The organism is Micromonospora craterilacus (genome assembly GCF_003236315.1).
Taxonomy (GTDB): domain Bacteria; phylum Actinomycetota; class Actinomycetes; order Mycobacteriales; family Micromonosporaceae; genus Micromonospora; species Micromonospora craterilacus.
On sequence record NZ_POTY01000161.1, the window covers coordinates 1 to 16,823 of the forward strand.

6 protein-coding genes are annotated in these 16,823 nt (G+C 74.7%); 5 read left to right on the forward strand and 1 reads right to left on the reverse strand.

All coding sequences use genetic code 11. The features are described from left to right. The 5 genes from C1I95_RS35355 to C1I95_RS22645 form a co-directional block, all read left to right on the forward strand. Nucleotides 1–1,322: hypothetical protein (locus tag C1I95_RS35355; RefSeq protein ID WP_158566448.1), on the forward strand; the 1,322-nt coding region annotated here is incomplete at its 5' end. Beyond that, the gene (locus C1I95_RS22630; protein ID WP_111216396.1) at nucleotides 1,319–4,696 is read left to right on the forward strand and encodes a DUF6603 domain-containing protein; all 3,378 of its coding nucleotides are present in this window, start codon (nucleotides 1,319–1,321) and stop codon (nucleotides 4,694–4,696) included. The genes C1I95_RS35355 and C1I95_RS22630, both read left to right, overlap by 4 nt. Further along, nucleotides 4,693–10,017 (forward strand): FG-GAP-like repeat-containing protein, encoded by a 5,325-nt coding sequence (locus tag C1I95_RS22635; protein ID WP_111216398.1) that lies wholly within the window; start codon nucleotides 4,693–4,695, stop codon nucleotides 10,015–10,017. Before C1I95_RS22630 ends, C1I95_RS22635 begins: the two co-directional genes overlap by 4 nt. Next, nucleotides 10,014–14,447: a hypothetical protein gene (locus tag C1I95_RS22640; RefSeq protein WP_111216400.1), complete on the forward strand. Its 4,434-nt coding sequence runs from the start codon at nucleotides 10,014–10,016 to the stop codon at nucleotides 14,445–14,447. The genes C1I95_RS22635 and C1I95_RS22640 overlap by 4 nt, the downstream gene beginning before the upstream one ends. A gap of 9 nt (nucleotides 14,448–14,456) precedes the next feature. Then, nucleotides 14,457–16,163 (forward strand): hypothetical protein, encoded by a 1,707-nt coding sequence (locus C1I95_RS22645; protein WP_111216402.1) that lies wholly within the window; start codon nucleotides 14,457–14,459, stop codon nucleotides 16,161–16,163. A gap of 18 nt (nucleotides 16,164–16,181) precedes the next feature. Here the strand turns inward: C1I95_RS22645 and C1I95_RS22650 are convergent, their stop codons facing one another. After that, nucleotides 16,182–16,631: a PPC domain-containing DNA-binding protein gene (locus C1I95_RS22650; protein WP_111216404.1), complete on the reverse strand. Its 450-nt coding sequence runs from the start codon at nucleotides 16,629–16,631 to the stop codon at nucleotides 16,182–16,184. Nucleotides 16,632–16,823 lie beyond the last annotated feature (192 nt).

The window sequence follows — 16,823 nt, forward strand, 5'->3', positions numbered from 1 at the left end:
TCGTCCCACCCCGGCCCGTCCAGTTGCGAATCGACTGGGACTGGCGGCTCGACCTCGGCTGGGACGGGCCGGACGCCAACTCCAACGCCTTCCCGGCGCCGATGCCGCGTCCGCTCGTCGGCCACTCGTTCCAGTTGCCCGCGGTGACGGGCACCCCGGTGGCGCAGCTGTACTACGGCGCGCAGGGCCAGTTCACCGACCGGACCGGCCGCGACCTCACCGTCGACGCCGACGGGCGCCTGCCGGGGGCCTACGACCCGGCGCCGACTCAGGTTCCGTTCCCCGCCGCCGACCGGCGGTTGCCCGCCGTCGTGGTGAGCGGTCCGGACCGACCGTGGGGCCGGGCCGCCGGGGCGGCGACCCGGCCGGCGCTGGTCCTGGAGTTCCAACCGACGGTCACCGAGGCCGACGCGACCGTGCCCGGCGGGCGGCGGGAGATCATCCGAGGCGGCGACGGGCTGCTGCGGGTCTCGGCGTTCCGGGTCGACCGGCAACCGCTGGACGTCGGCCTGGTGGCCGCCGCCGACGGCACGCTCGGGCCGCCGCCCGGCGACACGCCCCTGCTGCGGCTGCCCGAGTTCCGGGTCATCGGGCAGAACCCCGCGCCGAACGCGGACATCGAGGCGGTCATCCGCGCGCTGGTCGATGAGTACTACGACAACCATCTGACGGTGGCCTCGGTCAACATCCTGAGCCGGGAGTGCTGGCGTGCGACCGTCCTGGCCGTCTTCACCCACGAGAGCGGCATCGCGGGCGGGTACAACCAGTTCGACAGCCGGAGCTCGGCTATGCGTCGGCACACCCGGCAGGGCGGTGAGTGGTTCTACGGTACCGAGAAAGAGCTGCCGTTGTTCGGCCCGCCGCACGGCTACGGCGTGGGCCAGCTCGACGACATCTTCGGCCGCGGTGCCACCCTGGACGAGGTGTGGAACTGGCGGGAGAACATCCGCAGCGGCGTCCGGCTGATGATGGAGGAGAAGGCCGGCGCCGCCTACAACATGATGCGCAACGATCTGCCCAACCCGGTCGACCAGCGCAGCCGGGCGGTGTTCCAGCGCGAGGTGGTCCGCCGCTACAACGGCGGCGGCGAGTTCCGCCGGGAGGGCGGCGACTGGGTGATCCGGCCGAGACTCCAGTACGCCATCCCGAACGACCCCACGTCCGGCCCGCACATCAACCTGCGCTACCCGAACGCGATCCTGCCCCGGGTCACCTACTACACCAACGCGGCCGGCGTGGCGCACGTCGCCGACGGGGCGGCGACCCTCTACCCGTGGCCGATCGCCTTCACGCCGGCCCTCTATGGACCGGAGACGGCATGACCCAGCCCGCCGATGACGGCAACTTCCAGCGCCGGTTGCTCGCCGAGGTCGAGGCGCTGCTGTCCCCGGTCACCATGGCGGCGACCAGCCCCTGGCGGCGCGCCGAGGTGCTCGACGCGCTCGGCTGGGACCTGGCCGCGCTGGCCGGGATGCCGGCCGACGACTTCGAGCAGTGGCTCGCCTCCTGCGCCGAGGCGGTCGACCGCATCCGTCGCCTGGTCACCGACCAGCCGCCGGAGACGCTCGACGACCTGACCGCCGGCCTCCAGACGGCCGCCGCGGCGGTGCAGGCGGTCAGCGGCCTGCCGGCCGCGCTGCGCGGCGCCGCGGGCGCCCCGCCCGTCGAGGTGCTCGCCCGGGACCTGATCACCTTCCTGACCGTCAACTACCTGCAACGCCAGCACCCGGTGGCGTACCAGTTGGCGGTCCTGCTGACCCTGATCGTCCCGGCCGGGGAAACCCCGGTGAGCCCGCCGATGCCGGCCGTGGGCACCCCGGTCCGGCTGCCCCGGTCCCGGCCCGAGCTGCACCTGGACCGCCTCGGCGACCTGCTGCGCGACCCGGTCGGCACGCTGCGCGCGACGTACTTCCCGGACGGGTTCGACACCGCGGCGGCGGCCGACGCCGGCGCGGCCCGGCTCTTCCCCCGGATCGCCGCGCTGCTGCGCGAGCTGGGCGTGCCCGCGCTGCCCGGCGTCGACCCGGCCGACGGGCCGGATCTCGGGCCGGTGGGCACCGCGTTGGCCCAGAGCATGCTCACCGTCGCCGCGCCGATCCGGGTCGGCGACGCCGACGTCACCGTCGGGGCCACCGTCGCGTTGTCCCCGGCCGACCGGGGCGACCTGGGGCTGGTGGTCGCGCTGCGCGGCGCGCTGGACCTCGACCGGGTGATCGCCGGCTGGGCGCTGCGGCTGGCCGTCTCCGGTGCCGGCGCGGGCTTCGCGATCGGCCGCGACGGGCTGACCCTGCCCGACGGCCTGGCCGGCGTGGTGCGGGTGGCGCTCACCGCCGACCGGGTGCCGGACGCGACCGGTGTCGCGGTAAGGGTGGGCAGCGCCACCGGCACCCGACTGGAGATCCAGGGGCTGCGGCTGGGCCTCGGCGCCGCGCTCGGCGGCGGCCTCGACGACATCGAGCTGTCCATCTCCGCCGCGCGGGCCATGCTGGTGATCGTCCCCGGCGACGGTGACGGCTTTCTCGCCCAGGTCCTGCCGGCCGACGGACTGCGCGCCCAGTTCGACCTGGCCCTGTCGTGGTCGCTGCGCAAGGGACTCACCTTCCGTGGCGCCGCCGGGTTGGACGTGGACCTGCCGGTGCACGTCAGCGCCGGCCCGGTCGAGGTGTTCGGGGTGCACGCCGCCCTCGGCGCCGCCGACCAGGGACTCGCCGCGGTGCTCGGTGCGTCGGCGTCGCTGCGGCTCGGGCCGGTGCAGGCCGTGGCCGAGCGGATCGGCATCACCGCGGGGCTCACCTTCCCGCCGGACGGGGGCAACCTCGGCTCGGCGGACGCCGCGCTGGCGTTCAAACCACCCTCGGGCGTCGGGCTGTCCATCAAGGCCGGTCCGCTGGTGGGCGGCGGCTACCTCTTCGTCGACGAGCGGGCCGGCCAGTACGCCGGTGTGCTGCAACTTCAGTTCGAAGCGATCGCGGTCAGCGCGATCGGCCTGCTGGCCACCCGCAACCCGGACGGCTCGCCGATCCGGATGCCGGACGGCAGTGCGGGCTTCTCCCTGCTGGTCGTCATCTCCGCCGAGTTCACCCCGATCCAGCTCGGCTTCGGGTTCACCCTCAACGGGGTCGGCGGCATGCTCGGCGTCAACCGGCGGGTGGACATCGACACTCTGCGCGCCGGGCTGCGTACCGGCTCGCTGAACTCGTTGATGTTCCCCGCCGACCCGGTGGGGCGGGCGGCCGAGGTGGTCGCCACCGCCGGTTCGGTGTTCCCGGTCGCGGTGGGGCGGCACGTGTTCGGGCCGATGGCCCGGATCGGCTGGGGCACCCCGACCCTGCTCACCTTCGACCTGGGCGTGGTGCTGGAGCTGCCGGCGCCGATGCGGCTGGTGGTGCTCGGCCGGTTGCGGATGGCGCTGCCCGACCCGAAGCACCCGGTGGTCAGCATCAACATGGACGTGCTGGGCGTGGTGGACTTCGGTGCCGAACAGGCCGCCATCGACGCCTCCCTGTACGACTCGCAGGTCGCCGGGTTCCCGATCACCGGCGACATGGCGATGCGGATGTCGTGGGGGCGGGAGCCGAGCTTCGCCCTGGCCGCCGGCGGGTTCAACCCCCGGTTCCAGCCGCCGACCGGCTTCCCGGCGCTGCGCCGCCTCGCCATCGCGCTCTCCGACCGGGACAATCCGCGGCTGCGGCTGGAGGCGTACCTGGCGCTGACCTCCAACACCGTCCAGTTCGGCGCCCGCCTGGAGGTCTACGCCGAGGCGGCCGGCTTCAACATCTCCGGCATGCTCGGCTTCGACGCGCTGGTGCAGCTGGCGCCGCTCGGCTTCATCACCGACATCGCCGCCGCGGTGGCGCTGCGCCGGGGCAGCCGTGACCTGATGGCGGTCTCGCTGCACCTGACGCTGAGCGGGCCGCGGCCCTGGCGGGCCCGAGGCAGAGCGAGCTTCAAGGTGTTGTTCATCAGCGGGTCCGTCTCCTTCGACGTGTCGATCGGTTCCCGGACACCGCCGCCGCTGCCCACCGCGGTCGACGTCGGGGAACTGCTGGACGCCGCGCTCGCCGACCCGGCCAACTGGACCGCGCAGCTGCCGCCGCGTGGCGAGCCGCTGGTGACGCTGCGCCGGATCGAGGCCGGCCCCGGCCAGCTGCTGGCCCACCCGCTCGGCGCGATCGCCGTCAGCCAGCGGGTCGCCCCGCTCGGGGTGGAGATCAACCGGTACGGCACCGCGCCGGTGGCGGAGCGTGGCAGCTTCAACCTCGCCGAGGTGCGTTTCGGTGAGGTGGCCGCCAGCGACGTCGGCAGGGCCACCTACGAGCACTTCGCCCGGGCGCAGTTCCAGGACATGACCGACGACGAGAAGCTGTCCACGCCGTCGTTCGAGCTGATGGAGGCCGGTCGCGCGTTCGCCGCCGCCGAACTGGAGTACGACGCCGAGCCGCCCCCGCCGGTGGCGTTGGGCTACGACCTCGTGGTCATCGACGAGCCCGACACGGCAGCCGTCGTCCCCACCGTCGCGGCGAAGCGGGTCACGTTGGACGGCAGCACGCTGATTCGGCTGTCGCACACCACCCCCGCCGCACTCGCCCAGGCCCGGGCCGCCGGCCCGGTCGCGTACCGCGTCGCGACGCCGCCGCTGGTGCGCTTCATCGAACCCACCTACCGTTCCCGACCCGTTGAGGAGGCCCGCCGGTGACGGCACAACTGCACTTCCTGGCATACGTGCGGGAAGGGTTGGCGGCCGCCGGGGCGGCGCCGGACCCGCTGGACGAGGACATCCCCTCCCGGCAACCGGTCACCGTCGGCGTACGCCTGACCGGCCGCGCCGAACACCGCTTCGACGTGCGCCTGTACGGGCCCGGCGACGTGCGCGGCGTCGACCCGCGGCAGATCATCCGACTGGATCCGCCGCCCGCCGCCAGCGACTTCGAACCGAACAACCTGGCCAGCATCGAGTTCGACCGGCCGGACTTCCCGTGGCTGTTCACCCCCGCCGCCGCGGGCAGCCGCCAGCGGCTGCGGCCGTGGCTGTTCCTGGTGGTGGTGCCGGTGGCCAACTCGGCGCTGCGCACCGACACCGGGGCACCCCTGCCGGTGCTGGAGTGCGACCTGGCCGAGTTGCCGGACCTGAGCGAGTCCTGGGCCTGGGCGCACGCCCAGGTGGCCACCACCGAGGGCGAAGCGGTCTCGGCGGTGCTGGCCGCCGATCCGACCCGTACGCTGTCGCGGCTGGTCAGCCCGCGCCGGTTGGCGGCCGGGGTCGCCTACCGGGCCTGCCTGGTCCCAGCCTTCGAGCCTGGCCGGCTCGCCGGCCTGGGGCTGGCGGTCGACGACTCGGCCCCGCTCGCCCCGGCCTGGAGCGGGTCGGTCGGACCGTCCCCCGCGCTGCCGGTCTACCACAGCTGGGAGTTCTCCACCGGGGCCGACGGCGACTTCGAGTCGCTGGTGCGGCGGTTGCGGGCCCGGGCCCTGCCCGACGACGCCGGTCTGCGCCCGGTGCTGGTCGGCCGGATCGGCGTCCCCGACCTGGATCCGAGCGTGCCGACGGTCACCCTCGGCGTGGAGGGGGCGTTGCGCGGCGCGCTGACCATGCCCACCGTCTGGACGCCCGAGTCGCGGGAACCGGTGCAGCGGCTGCTGCGCGAGCTGATCGGCGACACCGGCCAGCGGCTCGGGCCGCCGCTCTACGGCGGCCTCCACGCCGGGGTCGACCGGGTGCCCGAGGAGTCCGGCCTGCCCCGCTGGTTGCGGGAACTCAACCTCGACCCGCGGCACCGGGTCGCCGCCGCCCTCGGTGCCCGGATCGTCCGCGAACGGCAGGAGGAGTTGATGGCCGCCGCCTGGGAACAGGCGGCCGCCGTACAGCGTGCCAACGAGGCGCTGCGGCAGGCCGAGCTGGCGGTCGAGGCGAGCCGCTCGGCGTACGAACGGCGGATCGTCGCCGGCTTCGCGGGCGGCCCGGCGCCGACCGCCGTACCGCCGGTGGTGGGCCGGTTGTTGCAGCTGTCCGGGTCGGTGCTGGGCGCGGTGACGGTCAGCCCGCGCAGCAAGCGCCTGCTCAGCACGCAGGTCGAGCAGAATCCGACCGCCGCGGCGACGCTGTCCGCGCCGTTCCGGCGGATGACCCGGCCGGGCGGTCCGCTGGCCCGCCGCTTCGGACCGCAGGTCGACCTCGGCACGGTGGTGGCGGCGGCCGCCAGCAACGCCGTCACCGCGACGCCACCTGCCCGGCCACCGGCCGGCACGGTGCTCTTCGACGACGTGGCCGGCGACGACATCTCCTTCACCCGGATCAACCAGCAGCGTTTCGACACGGCAGTGACCTGGTGGCGTCGCCCGGCCTCGCTGCTGGCCGGTCCCGCGACCAGCGTCGCGCCCGTCGTCGGGCCGGCGCCGGAGGCCGGCGCGGCCCCGATCTCGCCCATCGTGGATGCGACGCCGACGGCGGGGATCGCCGCCGTGCCGGAGGATCCGGGGCCGCCGGTCCTGCCGATGCGGCCACCGCCGGACCGGGACCCGCCGGACTGGCCGGACCCGGACCCGGAGCCCGACCCGGGACCCCCGCCGGAGCCGCTGCCCGTGGTGTACCCGGACACGGCCCCGCTGCCCGCCGGCGTACCCGGCGAACCCACCGGCCTGCCGAGCGCGTTGCTCAGCCCGCCCGGCGTGGCCCCCGACGACCGGCGGATGTTCGTCAACAGTGCCGACGGGCGGCTCTTCGAGCGGTACTTCGACGGCACCCGCTGGCTCTGGCTCGACCGCGGCGCACCGCCCGGCACCCAGGCCGCCGGCGTCGAGCCGGGCGGCTTCATGGACGGCGGCCGGCGGATGTTCGTCGCCACCGTGCACGGCCGCCTTTTCGAGCGCTACTGGGCGTCGGACCAGTGGCTCTGGCGCCGGCACCCGGACCCACCGAACAGCTACGGCCTCGGGACCACACCGGCTCTGGTGCTCAACAACCAGAGCGTGTTCCTGGCCACCACCATGAACGGCACCGTGAACGTCGGCCGGCTGTGGGAACGCCGCCGTGACGGCGACACCTGGTCCTGGGTCGACCACGGCAACCCGGGCGGCACCGAGAAGATCCTCAGCCAGCCGTGGGCGGCCATCGGCAACACGAGGTTCTTCGTCCGCACCGACGCGGGCAAGCTGTGGGAGCGGCAGTGGAACGGGACCCGCTGGCTCTGGGTCGACCGGGGCCGCCCGAGCGGCGCGTCGGTGGCGGACATCGGGCCCGCCTCCGGCAACTCCGTGTTCGTCAAGACCAACGACGGGCGGCTGTTCGAGTGGCGATCGGCGGTCACTCCGGCGTGGCTCGACCACGGTCGTCCCGCTGGCGGCGAGATCGTCAACATGACGTACGAGCTGATGGTGATCGGTACCGAGACGTCGCTGTTCGTCGGCGCCTCGGACGGCCGGCTGCACCAGCGGGTGTTCAACGGCACCGCCGGGCAGTGGGTTGACCGGGGCACTCCGCCGGGCACCCGGGTCATGCAGCCACCGGGAGCCGTCATGCGCTCCCGCCGGATGCTCTTCGTCACCGGCAGCAACGGCCATCTCTTCTCCCTGCACCAGGAGGGCAGCTCCTGGCTCTGGACCGACCACGGCACCGCTCTCGACTCGCGCGGTTCCGGCCCGGCCAACGCCGCACCGGCGGCCGACGCCCGGTGGGCGCTGCCGCTGGGCTTCCTGTCCAACCTGGTGGTCGCGCACGTCGACAACCCCGAACGGGACAACTACATCCATCACCGGGTGGGCCGTGACCTCGGCTTCGAAGCCGAGGTGCGGGGCGGGTGGTCCGCGCCGATCCGTAAGCCGACCCCGATCGGCTGGGAGACCCAGGGGCTCGGCATCGCGGTGGCCGACGTCAACGGCAGCGGTCGACCCGACCTGATCCTGATGTGGGTGGACAACCCGGCCGGCGCGAACACCGTCCGGTACCAGATCGGCTGGGACCTCGACGCCGCCGGACAGGTCACCGGCGGGTGGAGCCCGGAGTTCCGGCTACCCGACGAGGTGGCCGCCGAGGTGCAGGGCGCCGACCTGGCGCTGGCCGACCTCGACGGCGACGGCCGCCCGGAGCTGATCCTGGCCTACGTCACCGGCGGCACCTCCGGGAAGGTCTACTACCGGGTGGGGTGGCGCCTCGACACCAACGGGGAGATCACCCGGGGCTGGTCGGATTCGATGCCGGTGCAGGAGTTGCCGTGGCCGGTGCGGGGCGTCGGTGTGGCCGTCGCCGACCTCGACGACAACGGCACGCCCGACATCGTCGTGCTGGCCGTCGGGCCGTACCAGGGTGCCACCCAGGCGGTGTACCGGATCGGCCGGCGCATCAACGCCCGCGGCCACGTCGTCGGCGGCTGGTCGCCGTTCAAGACGGTCGGGGGAGGACCGTTGCCCGCGGCGCATCAGGGTGCCGGCATCGCCGTCATGGACGTCACCGGCACCCGCCGAGCCGACCTCGTCTTCTTCCACCTGGCCAACCCGGCCCTGGACAACCAGGGCTACTACCGGGTCGGCTGGGACCTCGACGCCAACGGCGACGCCGCGCACTGGTCCGCCGACGCGCTCGTACCCGGCTGGTTCGGCTGGGAGAGCCAGGGCGCGGCGGTCGCCGTCGCCGACCTGGACCCGCAGCTGACCGCCGTCCGTACCGCGATGGGGGACCGGTTCGTCGCCGCCGCCCGGCGGCACCAGGACCGAGTCCTCGCCGCCCAGGCGTTGGCGCGGCAGAAGAAGCGCGAGGCGTTCGACGCCGCCGCGTTGGCCGCCCGGGTCAGCGACGCCCTGCACCCCGTCGAGGGCATCACCGCGCGGATGGTGCGGCACCTGGAGCTACCCGGGGAGCCGACCGTGCAGAACCTGCGCCAGCTGGTCGTGGTGCCCCGGTTCCCGCAACCCATGTACGAGCTGCTGCGGGACCTGTCCCAGAACCTGCTCTTCCCCGGGGTGTCCGACGTCCCGCCGGAGACCGTGACGGTGCTGCGGGTCAACGCCGCCTTCGTCGAGGCGTTCATGGTCGGCCTCAACGCCGAACTGGGCCGGGAGATGCTCTGGCGGCGCTACCCCACCGACCCGCGCGCCACCTTCGTCCACCGGTTCTGGGACCTGCGCGCCGCCGACGGCTCGCCGACCGGCCTACCGCCGGTCGCCGGGTGGCATCCCGAACGGGAACTCGGCGGGAACTCCGCCGCCGACGGCCCCGGGGACATGCTGGTGGTGCTGGTGCGTGGCGAACTGCTGCGCCGCTACCCGGGTACCGAGATCTACGTCCAGCGGGCCGCCGTCGGCACCGACGGCCGGCGGACACCGACCGGGGAGGTACGCGCACCACGGTTCACCGGCCGGCTCCAGCCGGACATCCACTTCTTCGGTCTGCCGCTGTCGGTCACCGAGGCCCGTGGCGGCGTGACCGGCGACGGCTGGTTCGTGATGCTGCGACAGCCCCCGGTCGACGCCCGGTTCGGGCTGGACGCCCCGGCCGCCGACACCCCGTACGGGGGCACCCCCGCCAGCTGGGCGGACCTGCACTGGCGGCACCTGTCGCCGACCGCCGCCGACGACCGGATGCTGCGGCACGTACCGGTGGCCAGCGGCCTGCACAACCTGAGCCTGGACGGGCTCGGCTGGGGTCACAACAGCGCCCACCAGGCACGCATCCTGCTCCAACCGCCCGTGCTGGTGGCCGTGCACGCCACCGACATGGTGCCCGCTGTCGACGACAGTTGGCGGGTCGAGGCCACCGTCCAGCGGGCCGGCGGCGTCGACCAGGACCGGATCGTGGCGCTCGCCGGCCGCCGTGACGACGGCACCCGTTGGCGGATGAGCACCGACGAGGTGATCGCCGCGATCAGCCGCCAGGAACGGTTCCTGGTGGAACAACCCACCGGTCGCGCCGTGCGGGTCCGGGTGTCCCGGACCGGCGAAGGACGCGTGTACCTGACCACCGAAGCCGACGGTGAGATCCCCAACAACCTGCTTTCCCTGCCCGAACTCGCCGAGGACGCCTCATGAGCACCCCACCCGTACCCCAGTGGAACCTCTCGACCCGGTGGCCGGTCGCGCTGCTGCCGGTACGCGTGGAGACCCGGTTCGTCGACGTCGGCACCAGCACCGAGCTGTGGCTGCGGATCCTGCCCGACGTGCTGCACGTCGACTCCCACCAGCCGGAATTGACCGACGACGAGGTGGCCTGGGGCCGGCAGTACTGGATCGACACCTGGCGGGCGGGGCGCGTCGCCGAGGACGAGCTGGCCGCCTGGCGGCGGCTGTGCCTGCTGGTGGAACCGGAGCGGGCGGCCTGGATCGCCCGTGTGCTCGAACCCGCCGAGACCGGCCGGCCCACCGCACCCGTGCCGCCGGAGAAGCCGCTGCCGCGCGACCCGGACTTCCCGCCGGTGCCCGGGGGCGCGGACCCGTGGAGCCGGTCGCCGGTCGCCCGCGGGTTGCCCAGCCAGTGGCAGGTGACGCTCTGGCGGGCCGGCGTGGCCCCCGTCTACTGGGAGTCCACCCCGGTGCGCCGGCCGCTGGCCGTCGCCCCGCCGGCCGGCCTCGACCTCTCCGGAACCAGCGGATACGAGCCGCCGGTGGACGAGGCGAGCCGCTGGCTGGTCGACTTCGACCACGCGGTGCAGGTGGGCATGGCCGGACGCATCCCGCTGCCGCCGGCGATGGCCCAGCACGGCATCGACCGGCTGGTCGTCTTCGGCGTCGACAGCGACCCGGCGGCACCGACCGACACCCCGGCCGCGCGCGGCTCCCGCCTCCTCGGCGAACTCCTCGACGCCCACTTCCACACCCACGGCCTGGACTACGTCGCACCGGGCACCCCGACCAACAACACCGCCGCCGACCGCTCCGGCCGGGACACCCGCAGCCCACAGCGGGCCGACCTGCTCCGCGTCGACCACGGCCAGCAGCCCCCCACCGAGGCCGACGGCGACGCACCGGTCACCGCCCGCGCCCTGGGCGTCCCGGTCGTCGCGCAGCACGGCGACCCGCTGCACGCCGCCCGGGCGGGCGCCGCCACCAGCTCGCCGCGCGCCCTGGCCCGCGCCGCGCACCGCCCGGACGGGCCACCGGCCGACCCGGCCGAAGCGGCGGTGTCGCAGCATGCCGGTGCCCGGCACATGAACACCGTCGCCTGGGCCGCCACCTGGGGATACTTCCTCAGCGACCTGCTCACCGACACGATCGGCGAGGACGGCATCCGGCACGGCCGGCGGCACTTCGTCGACCACGTCCGCGCCGCCGGTCCGGTGCCCACCCTGCGCATCGCCGAGCAGCCGTACGGCATCCTGCCGGTTACCGCGCTGAACCAGTGGAGCGGCCCGGACGCCCGGGACACCGCCCTGGTCTCGTTCCTGCGGCTGCTGCGCGACCGGGTGTGGCGACCGTCGGCCACCGAACTCGACCCCGGCACCGGCCTGCCCGGTGTGCCGCGCGTCGGCGGGCCCGGCAACGCCCAGCAGGTCCTGCTGCGGATCCTCGCCCAGGCCCCGGTCGCCTGGCACTGGAAGGCCCGCAGCCTGCTCGGCATGGAGTACGTCACCCACCTGTGGCGGTTCCTGCGGCTGCGGCTGGACGGCGACTGGCGCGAGCGGCAGGCCTTCGAACCGAACCAGCTGATGGACCTGCTCGACCTGGACTGGGCACCCCGGGTGGCGCAAGCGGTGTTCGCCGAGGACGCCCACTCGGTCGGCGGGCCGCTGGTCGACCCGCCGGCCCCGGGCACCGCCGCCGGATACCTGCGCTGGCTCGCCGACCCGGCGCGCAGCTGGCAGGAGCTGCGCGACCGCGCGGAGACCGACGGCGCCGCCACCCCGCTGCTGTACCGGGTGCTGCGCCAGTCGGCGCTGGCCGAGTACGCCACCGGGGCCCGTCGCGTGCAGTCCGCCCTCGCGCCGCTGCCCGCCGACGCCTACCGCGACGCCGAACTGATCGACATCCGGCCCGACCGGGAGAGCTGGCCACTGTGGCGCCAGCTGGAGCGGGTGCTGCCCGGCGGGCGCGGTGCGGTGGGCGACTACCTGCGCGCCGCGAACCCGACCGGCGAGCCGGCCGTGCGGGACCTGGCCGACTACCGGGCCAGCGCGCGGGCCCTGGCCGCCTACCCGAGCGCGGACCTGGAGCGGCTGCTCGCCGAGGCGATGGACCTGTGCGCGTACCGGCTGGACGCCTGGATCACGTCGTTCGCCACCAAGAAGCTCGACGCGATGCGCACCGTCGAGCCCAACGGGGTGCACCTGGGCGGCTACGGCTGGGTGGAGAACCTGCGCCGAAGCGCCGTCGCCCCGACCGTGGTCACCAGCCCGCCGCCGGGCGAGCGCGGACAGCTGTGGGAAGGGGCACCGAACGCCGGCTACCTGCACGCGCCGTCGCTGGGGCAGGCGACCACCGCGGCGGTGCTGCGGGCCGGTTACCGAGCCCACACCGGGCCCGGCGACAACCCGCTCGCCGTCGACCTCACCTCCGACCGGGTCCGGCTCGCCGCCTGGCTGCTCGACGGCGTACGCCAGGGCCAGCCGTTGACCGAGCTGCTGGGCTACCGCTTCGAACGCCAACTACAGGACCATCCGCGGGTGCTGGAGCAGTACCTGCCGAGGCTGCGGGCCATCGCCCCGGTCCGGGCCACCCGCGTCGAGCACGACACCCGGCCCCGGGAGGTGGTGGCCGCCACCGCCGTCGTGGACGGTCTCGAACTGCACCGGATCTGGCGCGCGGACCGGATCGACTGGGGTGGCGACCCGGGGCTGCCGAACGTCGGCACCGACGACCACCGGGCGCTGGTCGCGGTGCTCGGCTCGCTCGGCGAGGCGATCGACGCGGTCGCCGACGCGTTGCTCGCCGAGAGCGTGCACCACGCCGCGCAGGGCAACCCGTTGCGCGCCGGCGCCACCCTCGACGCGGCCTCCCGTGGTGACGTACCCGCCACCGAGCTGGAGTTCGCCCGTACGCCGCGTACCGGGCTGGCGCTCACCCACCGCCTGGTGCTGGTCGGCGGCGACTGGCCCAGCGAGCCGGAGCACTGGCCGACCAGCGGGCCGACGCCCCGAGCCGACGCCGAACCTCGGCTGGAGGCGCTGGTCCGGGAACTGCTGCCGCGCCCGGCGTCGGTCCGTTGTCAGGTCGAATGGGCCGGCGACGACGGCCCGGTGACCGGCACGGTCAGCCTCGACCGGCTCGGCCGCCCGGCGCTGGACCTGCTCGCTCTGACCGACGTCGAGGACACCACCGCCGACAGCGAGCTGGCCGCCCGGGTCCTCGACGCGGCCACGGCCGACGGCCTGCCGGCCGGCGCGACCGGTACCCGTCCGGTGCGGGTGGTACCGGGCCGTCCGGACGGCTGGGCGGCCGAGGTGCTGTCGCTGGACGAGTTCGTCGAGGCGGCCCGTTCGGTGCGTGCCCTGGTCACCACGGCCCGCCCGCTGACCGCCGCGGACCTGAGCACCGGCGAGCCGGATCAGGTCGGCCCGGCCGACCCCGCCGTCACCGGGCGGGCCGACGAGGCCGCCGCCCTGCTGGACCAGCTGGTGGACGACCTCACCTCCGACGACCCGGCGACCCTCGCCCCGGCGCTGGAGCTGGCCGCCGCCATCGGCGTGCTCGGGGCGTACACCGGCCCGGACGCCACCCCCGCGGCGCTGCGGGCCCGGGCCCGCGCGGTGCACCCGGAGGTGGCCACCCGCCACGCCGCGCTGGCCGCGTTGAGCGTCGACGCGACCGCCGACCCGGACCAGGTCCGCGCCCACGACCTGGCCCGCCTGCGGGCGGTGTTCGGCGCCGACTTCCAGGTGCTGCCCACCTTCACGGTGAGCGAACCGGCGGGCCTGGCCGAGGCGCTGGCGGCGAGCACCGCGTTGCAGCACGACGACCCGTACGCGGCGGAGGACTGGCTGGCCGAGGCGGCACTGGTACGCCCCGGCGCCGCCCGGCTGGACACCGTGCGCGGCTACGCCGACGCGGTCCGGCCGGGTACGCCGCCGGCGCTGCGGGTGGCGCAACTGCCGTACGCCGACGGTGACCGGTGGCTGGCGCTGCCGTTCACCGGCGAGCGGCCCACCGGGTCCCGGCTCGGCCTGGTCGTGCACGCCCCGACCGAGGTGGACCCGACCGCACCGCTGTGCGGCCTGCTGGTCGACGAATGGGTGGAGGTGCTGCCCAGCGACACCGAGACGACCGGGGTGGCGTTCCACGCCGAGACCCCCGGCCAGGCCGCGCCGCAGGCGATCCTGCTCGCCGTACCCGCCGACGGCGCGCCCACCTGGACCCGCGACGCGCTGGAACGCACCCTGGTGGAGACGCTGGAACTGGCACCGCTGCGGGCGGTCGACGTGGCGACCCTCGGCGAGGTGGGCCAGTTCCTGCCCGCCCTCTACTTCCCGGTCAACGTCGACGGTGACACCGCGGCGACCGACTTCACCCGTACCGTCCCGGCCGGCTAAGGACCACAGATGCCCTCGGTAACCTCCTGGACCCGGCTGGAGCCGGGCTCCCGCAGCGACGACCTCTCCCCGGGCCTGCAGGCCCGCACCCACGACCCGCTGTGGCTGCTGTCCCGGCAGTGGCAGCTGGGGGAGTTCACCGGCGAGGACGCCGGTTCGCCGGCCTCCGTCCGGATCCACGCGGAGACCGCGCCGGTGACCACCTACCGCCCGCACGGCGGGACGGTGCAGCCGTACGACCACGGCCGGCCGCTGGAAGCCGTGGTCGAGGCCGGTCCGGCCACCCGGATCACCGAGCTGCGGACCGCCGCGCGTACCGGCCGGCACTTCCTCCGGCTGCTCACCGCCCGGGGGCGGCTGGCCCGGTACGCGGCCAACGTCGTCGAGGGGTACGCCCTGACCGCCGCTGGCGAGGAACTGGACGGGCCGAGCCGGCGGTGGCTGGCGGTGATGCGGCACCGGGTGCCCAGCGGCGCGGCCCTGCTGCCCGTGCTGCGCGCCCTGGTCGAGCACGGCACCCGGCCGCCCGCGGTGCCGATGCTGCCGGGCGACGTGCCCGTGCTGGCCGACGTCGCCCGCAGCTGGCTGGACTGGCTGGACACCCTCGGCCTCGACCTGTCCGACGGCGGTGCCCCGGATCCGGCGGACGCCTGGCAGCCGACCCGGATGGAGTACCGGTTCGACATGTCGGCCCGGTTCGGCGACAACGACGTCGTGCTCGCCGCCCCCGAGTACGACGGTGGCCGCCTCGACTGGTACTCGTTCACCGTCGACACGGCGGCCCGGCTGCCCGCCACCAACCAGATCGGGACGATCGTCAACACGCTGCTGCCCGCACCGGCCGCGTACCCGGGCATGCCGGCCGCCCGGTGGTGGGAGTTCGAGGACGCCCGGGTGGACTTCGGTCGGGTCGAGGCGGAACCCACCGACCTGGCCCGGCTGCTCCTGGTCGAGTACGCCACGGTCTACAGCAACGACTGGTACCTGCTGCCGTTGACCGTGCCGACCGGCACCGTCGTGAAGATCAGATCCTTGGTGGTCACCGACACCTTCGGCTTCCGCACCCTGGTCCGGGCGGCCGGCGCGCTACCCGGCGACGGCCAGGACTTCAGCCTCTTCCGGCACACCGTCACCGGCCCCGGCGCCGACGTCGTCGGCGGACGCTCCGACGGCCTGCTGATCGCCCCGGCGATCGCCGACCAGCAGGAGGCGGAACCGGTCGAGGAGGTCCGGATGTTCCGCGACGAGATGGCCAACGTCGCCTGGGCGGTCGAGACGGTCGTCGAGGGTGCCACCGGCAACCCGATCCGCCGGCACGAGACCGCCGACCTGGTCACCCCCGAACCGGCCGACGGTACGGCCAGCAACGCCTACTACCAGCTGGCCACCTCGGTGCCCGAGCACTGGTTCCCGCTGCTGCCGGTGCAGCCCACCGCCGGCGCGTACCGGCTGCGCCGCGCGACCGTGCCGCGACGGCACGACGGGCAGACGGTCACCCCGCAGCCGCTCGGGCAGCTCCTCGAACCCGGCACCGACCTGCTGATCCACGAGGAGGAGGTGCCTCGGGAGGGGGTGCACGTCACCCGGGCGCGGCAGCGGGCCCGCTGGTCCGACGGCTCCACCCACACCTGGATCGGCCGGCGTAAGCGGCCCGGTCTCGGCGAAGGGTCGAGTGGCCTGCTCTTCGACCAGGTGGTGGACGACGTCGCCCGGTGACCGCCCGCGCGAGCGGGATCATCGGGTCTGCGTACCGGGCGCGTTGAGCAGCGCGAGGCCGGTCTCCGGGTCGACCTGCTTGGTGAGGTTCCCGCCCACCTCGGTGATGATCACTTCGAGCGTGGGCCAGACCTCGCCGCGCAGGAGGTGTCCACCGACGGTGGTCCCGTCGCGGCGGCCGAGGACGGTGTGTACGTGCAGTGCCGGCTTGCCCTGGCTCTCCGCGATGTCACCGAGCAGCGAGAGCACCTCGACCTGTTCCGGTACGGCGATGCGGACGTAGTCCAGCGCCTCCCGGTCGAAGTAGCCGACCTCGGCGGTGTGGAAGCCGCCGACGCCGGTGACCCGGGCCCCCCGGATGTCGGACCGGGTCGCGACGTCGTTGATGACGCTGACGGCGTCCTCGCCCTTGTCGACCGCGACCACGATCACGCGGTGGCCACCGTCGGTCAGCTCGGTCGTCCTCATGACCGGCGTCCCCTCCCGGATACGAACTGCACGGCACTCTGCCGACCGGGTTACCCGGAACGGGCGGCTCCTCACGGCCAGCCGCCCGGTGTTTCCGGCCGGGTGTGCGAGTGCGGACCCGGTGCCCTGCTGCGGGCATCGGGACGTCAGGGCCCCGCGGTCGCGGCGTGCGGCTGGGCGGGGCCCTGACGT

What these genes read in the sequence shown, in the direction of transcription:
- C1I95_RS22630 (WP_111216396.1), top strand. Translation starts at nt 1,319, where the DNA reads ATGACCCAGCCCGCCGATGACGGCAACTTCCAGCGCCGGTTGCTCGCC.
- C1I95_RS22640 (WP_111216400.1), top strand. Translation starts at nt 10,014, where the DNA reads ATGAGCACCCCACCCGTACCCCAGTGGAACCTCTCGACCCGGTGGCCG.
- C1I95_RS22645 (WP_111216402.1), top strand. Translation starts at nt 14,457, where the DNA reads ATGCCCTCGGTAACCTCCTGGACCCGGCTGGAGCCGGGCTCCCGCAGC.
- C1I95_RS22650 (WP_111216404.1), bottom strand. Translation starts at nt 16,631, where the DNA reads ATGAGGACGACCGAGCTGACCGACGGTGGCCACCGCGTGATCGTGGTC.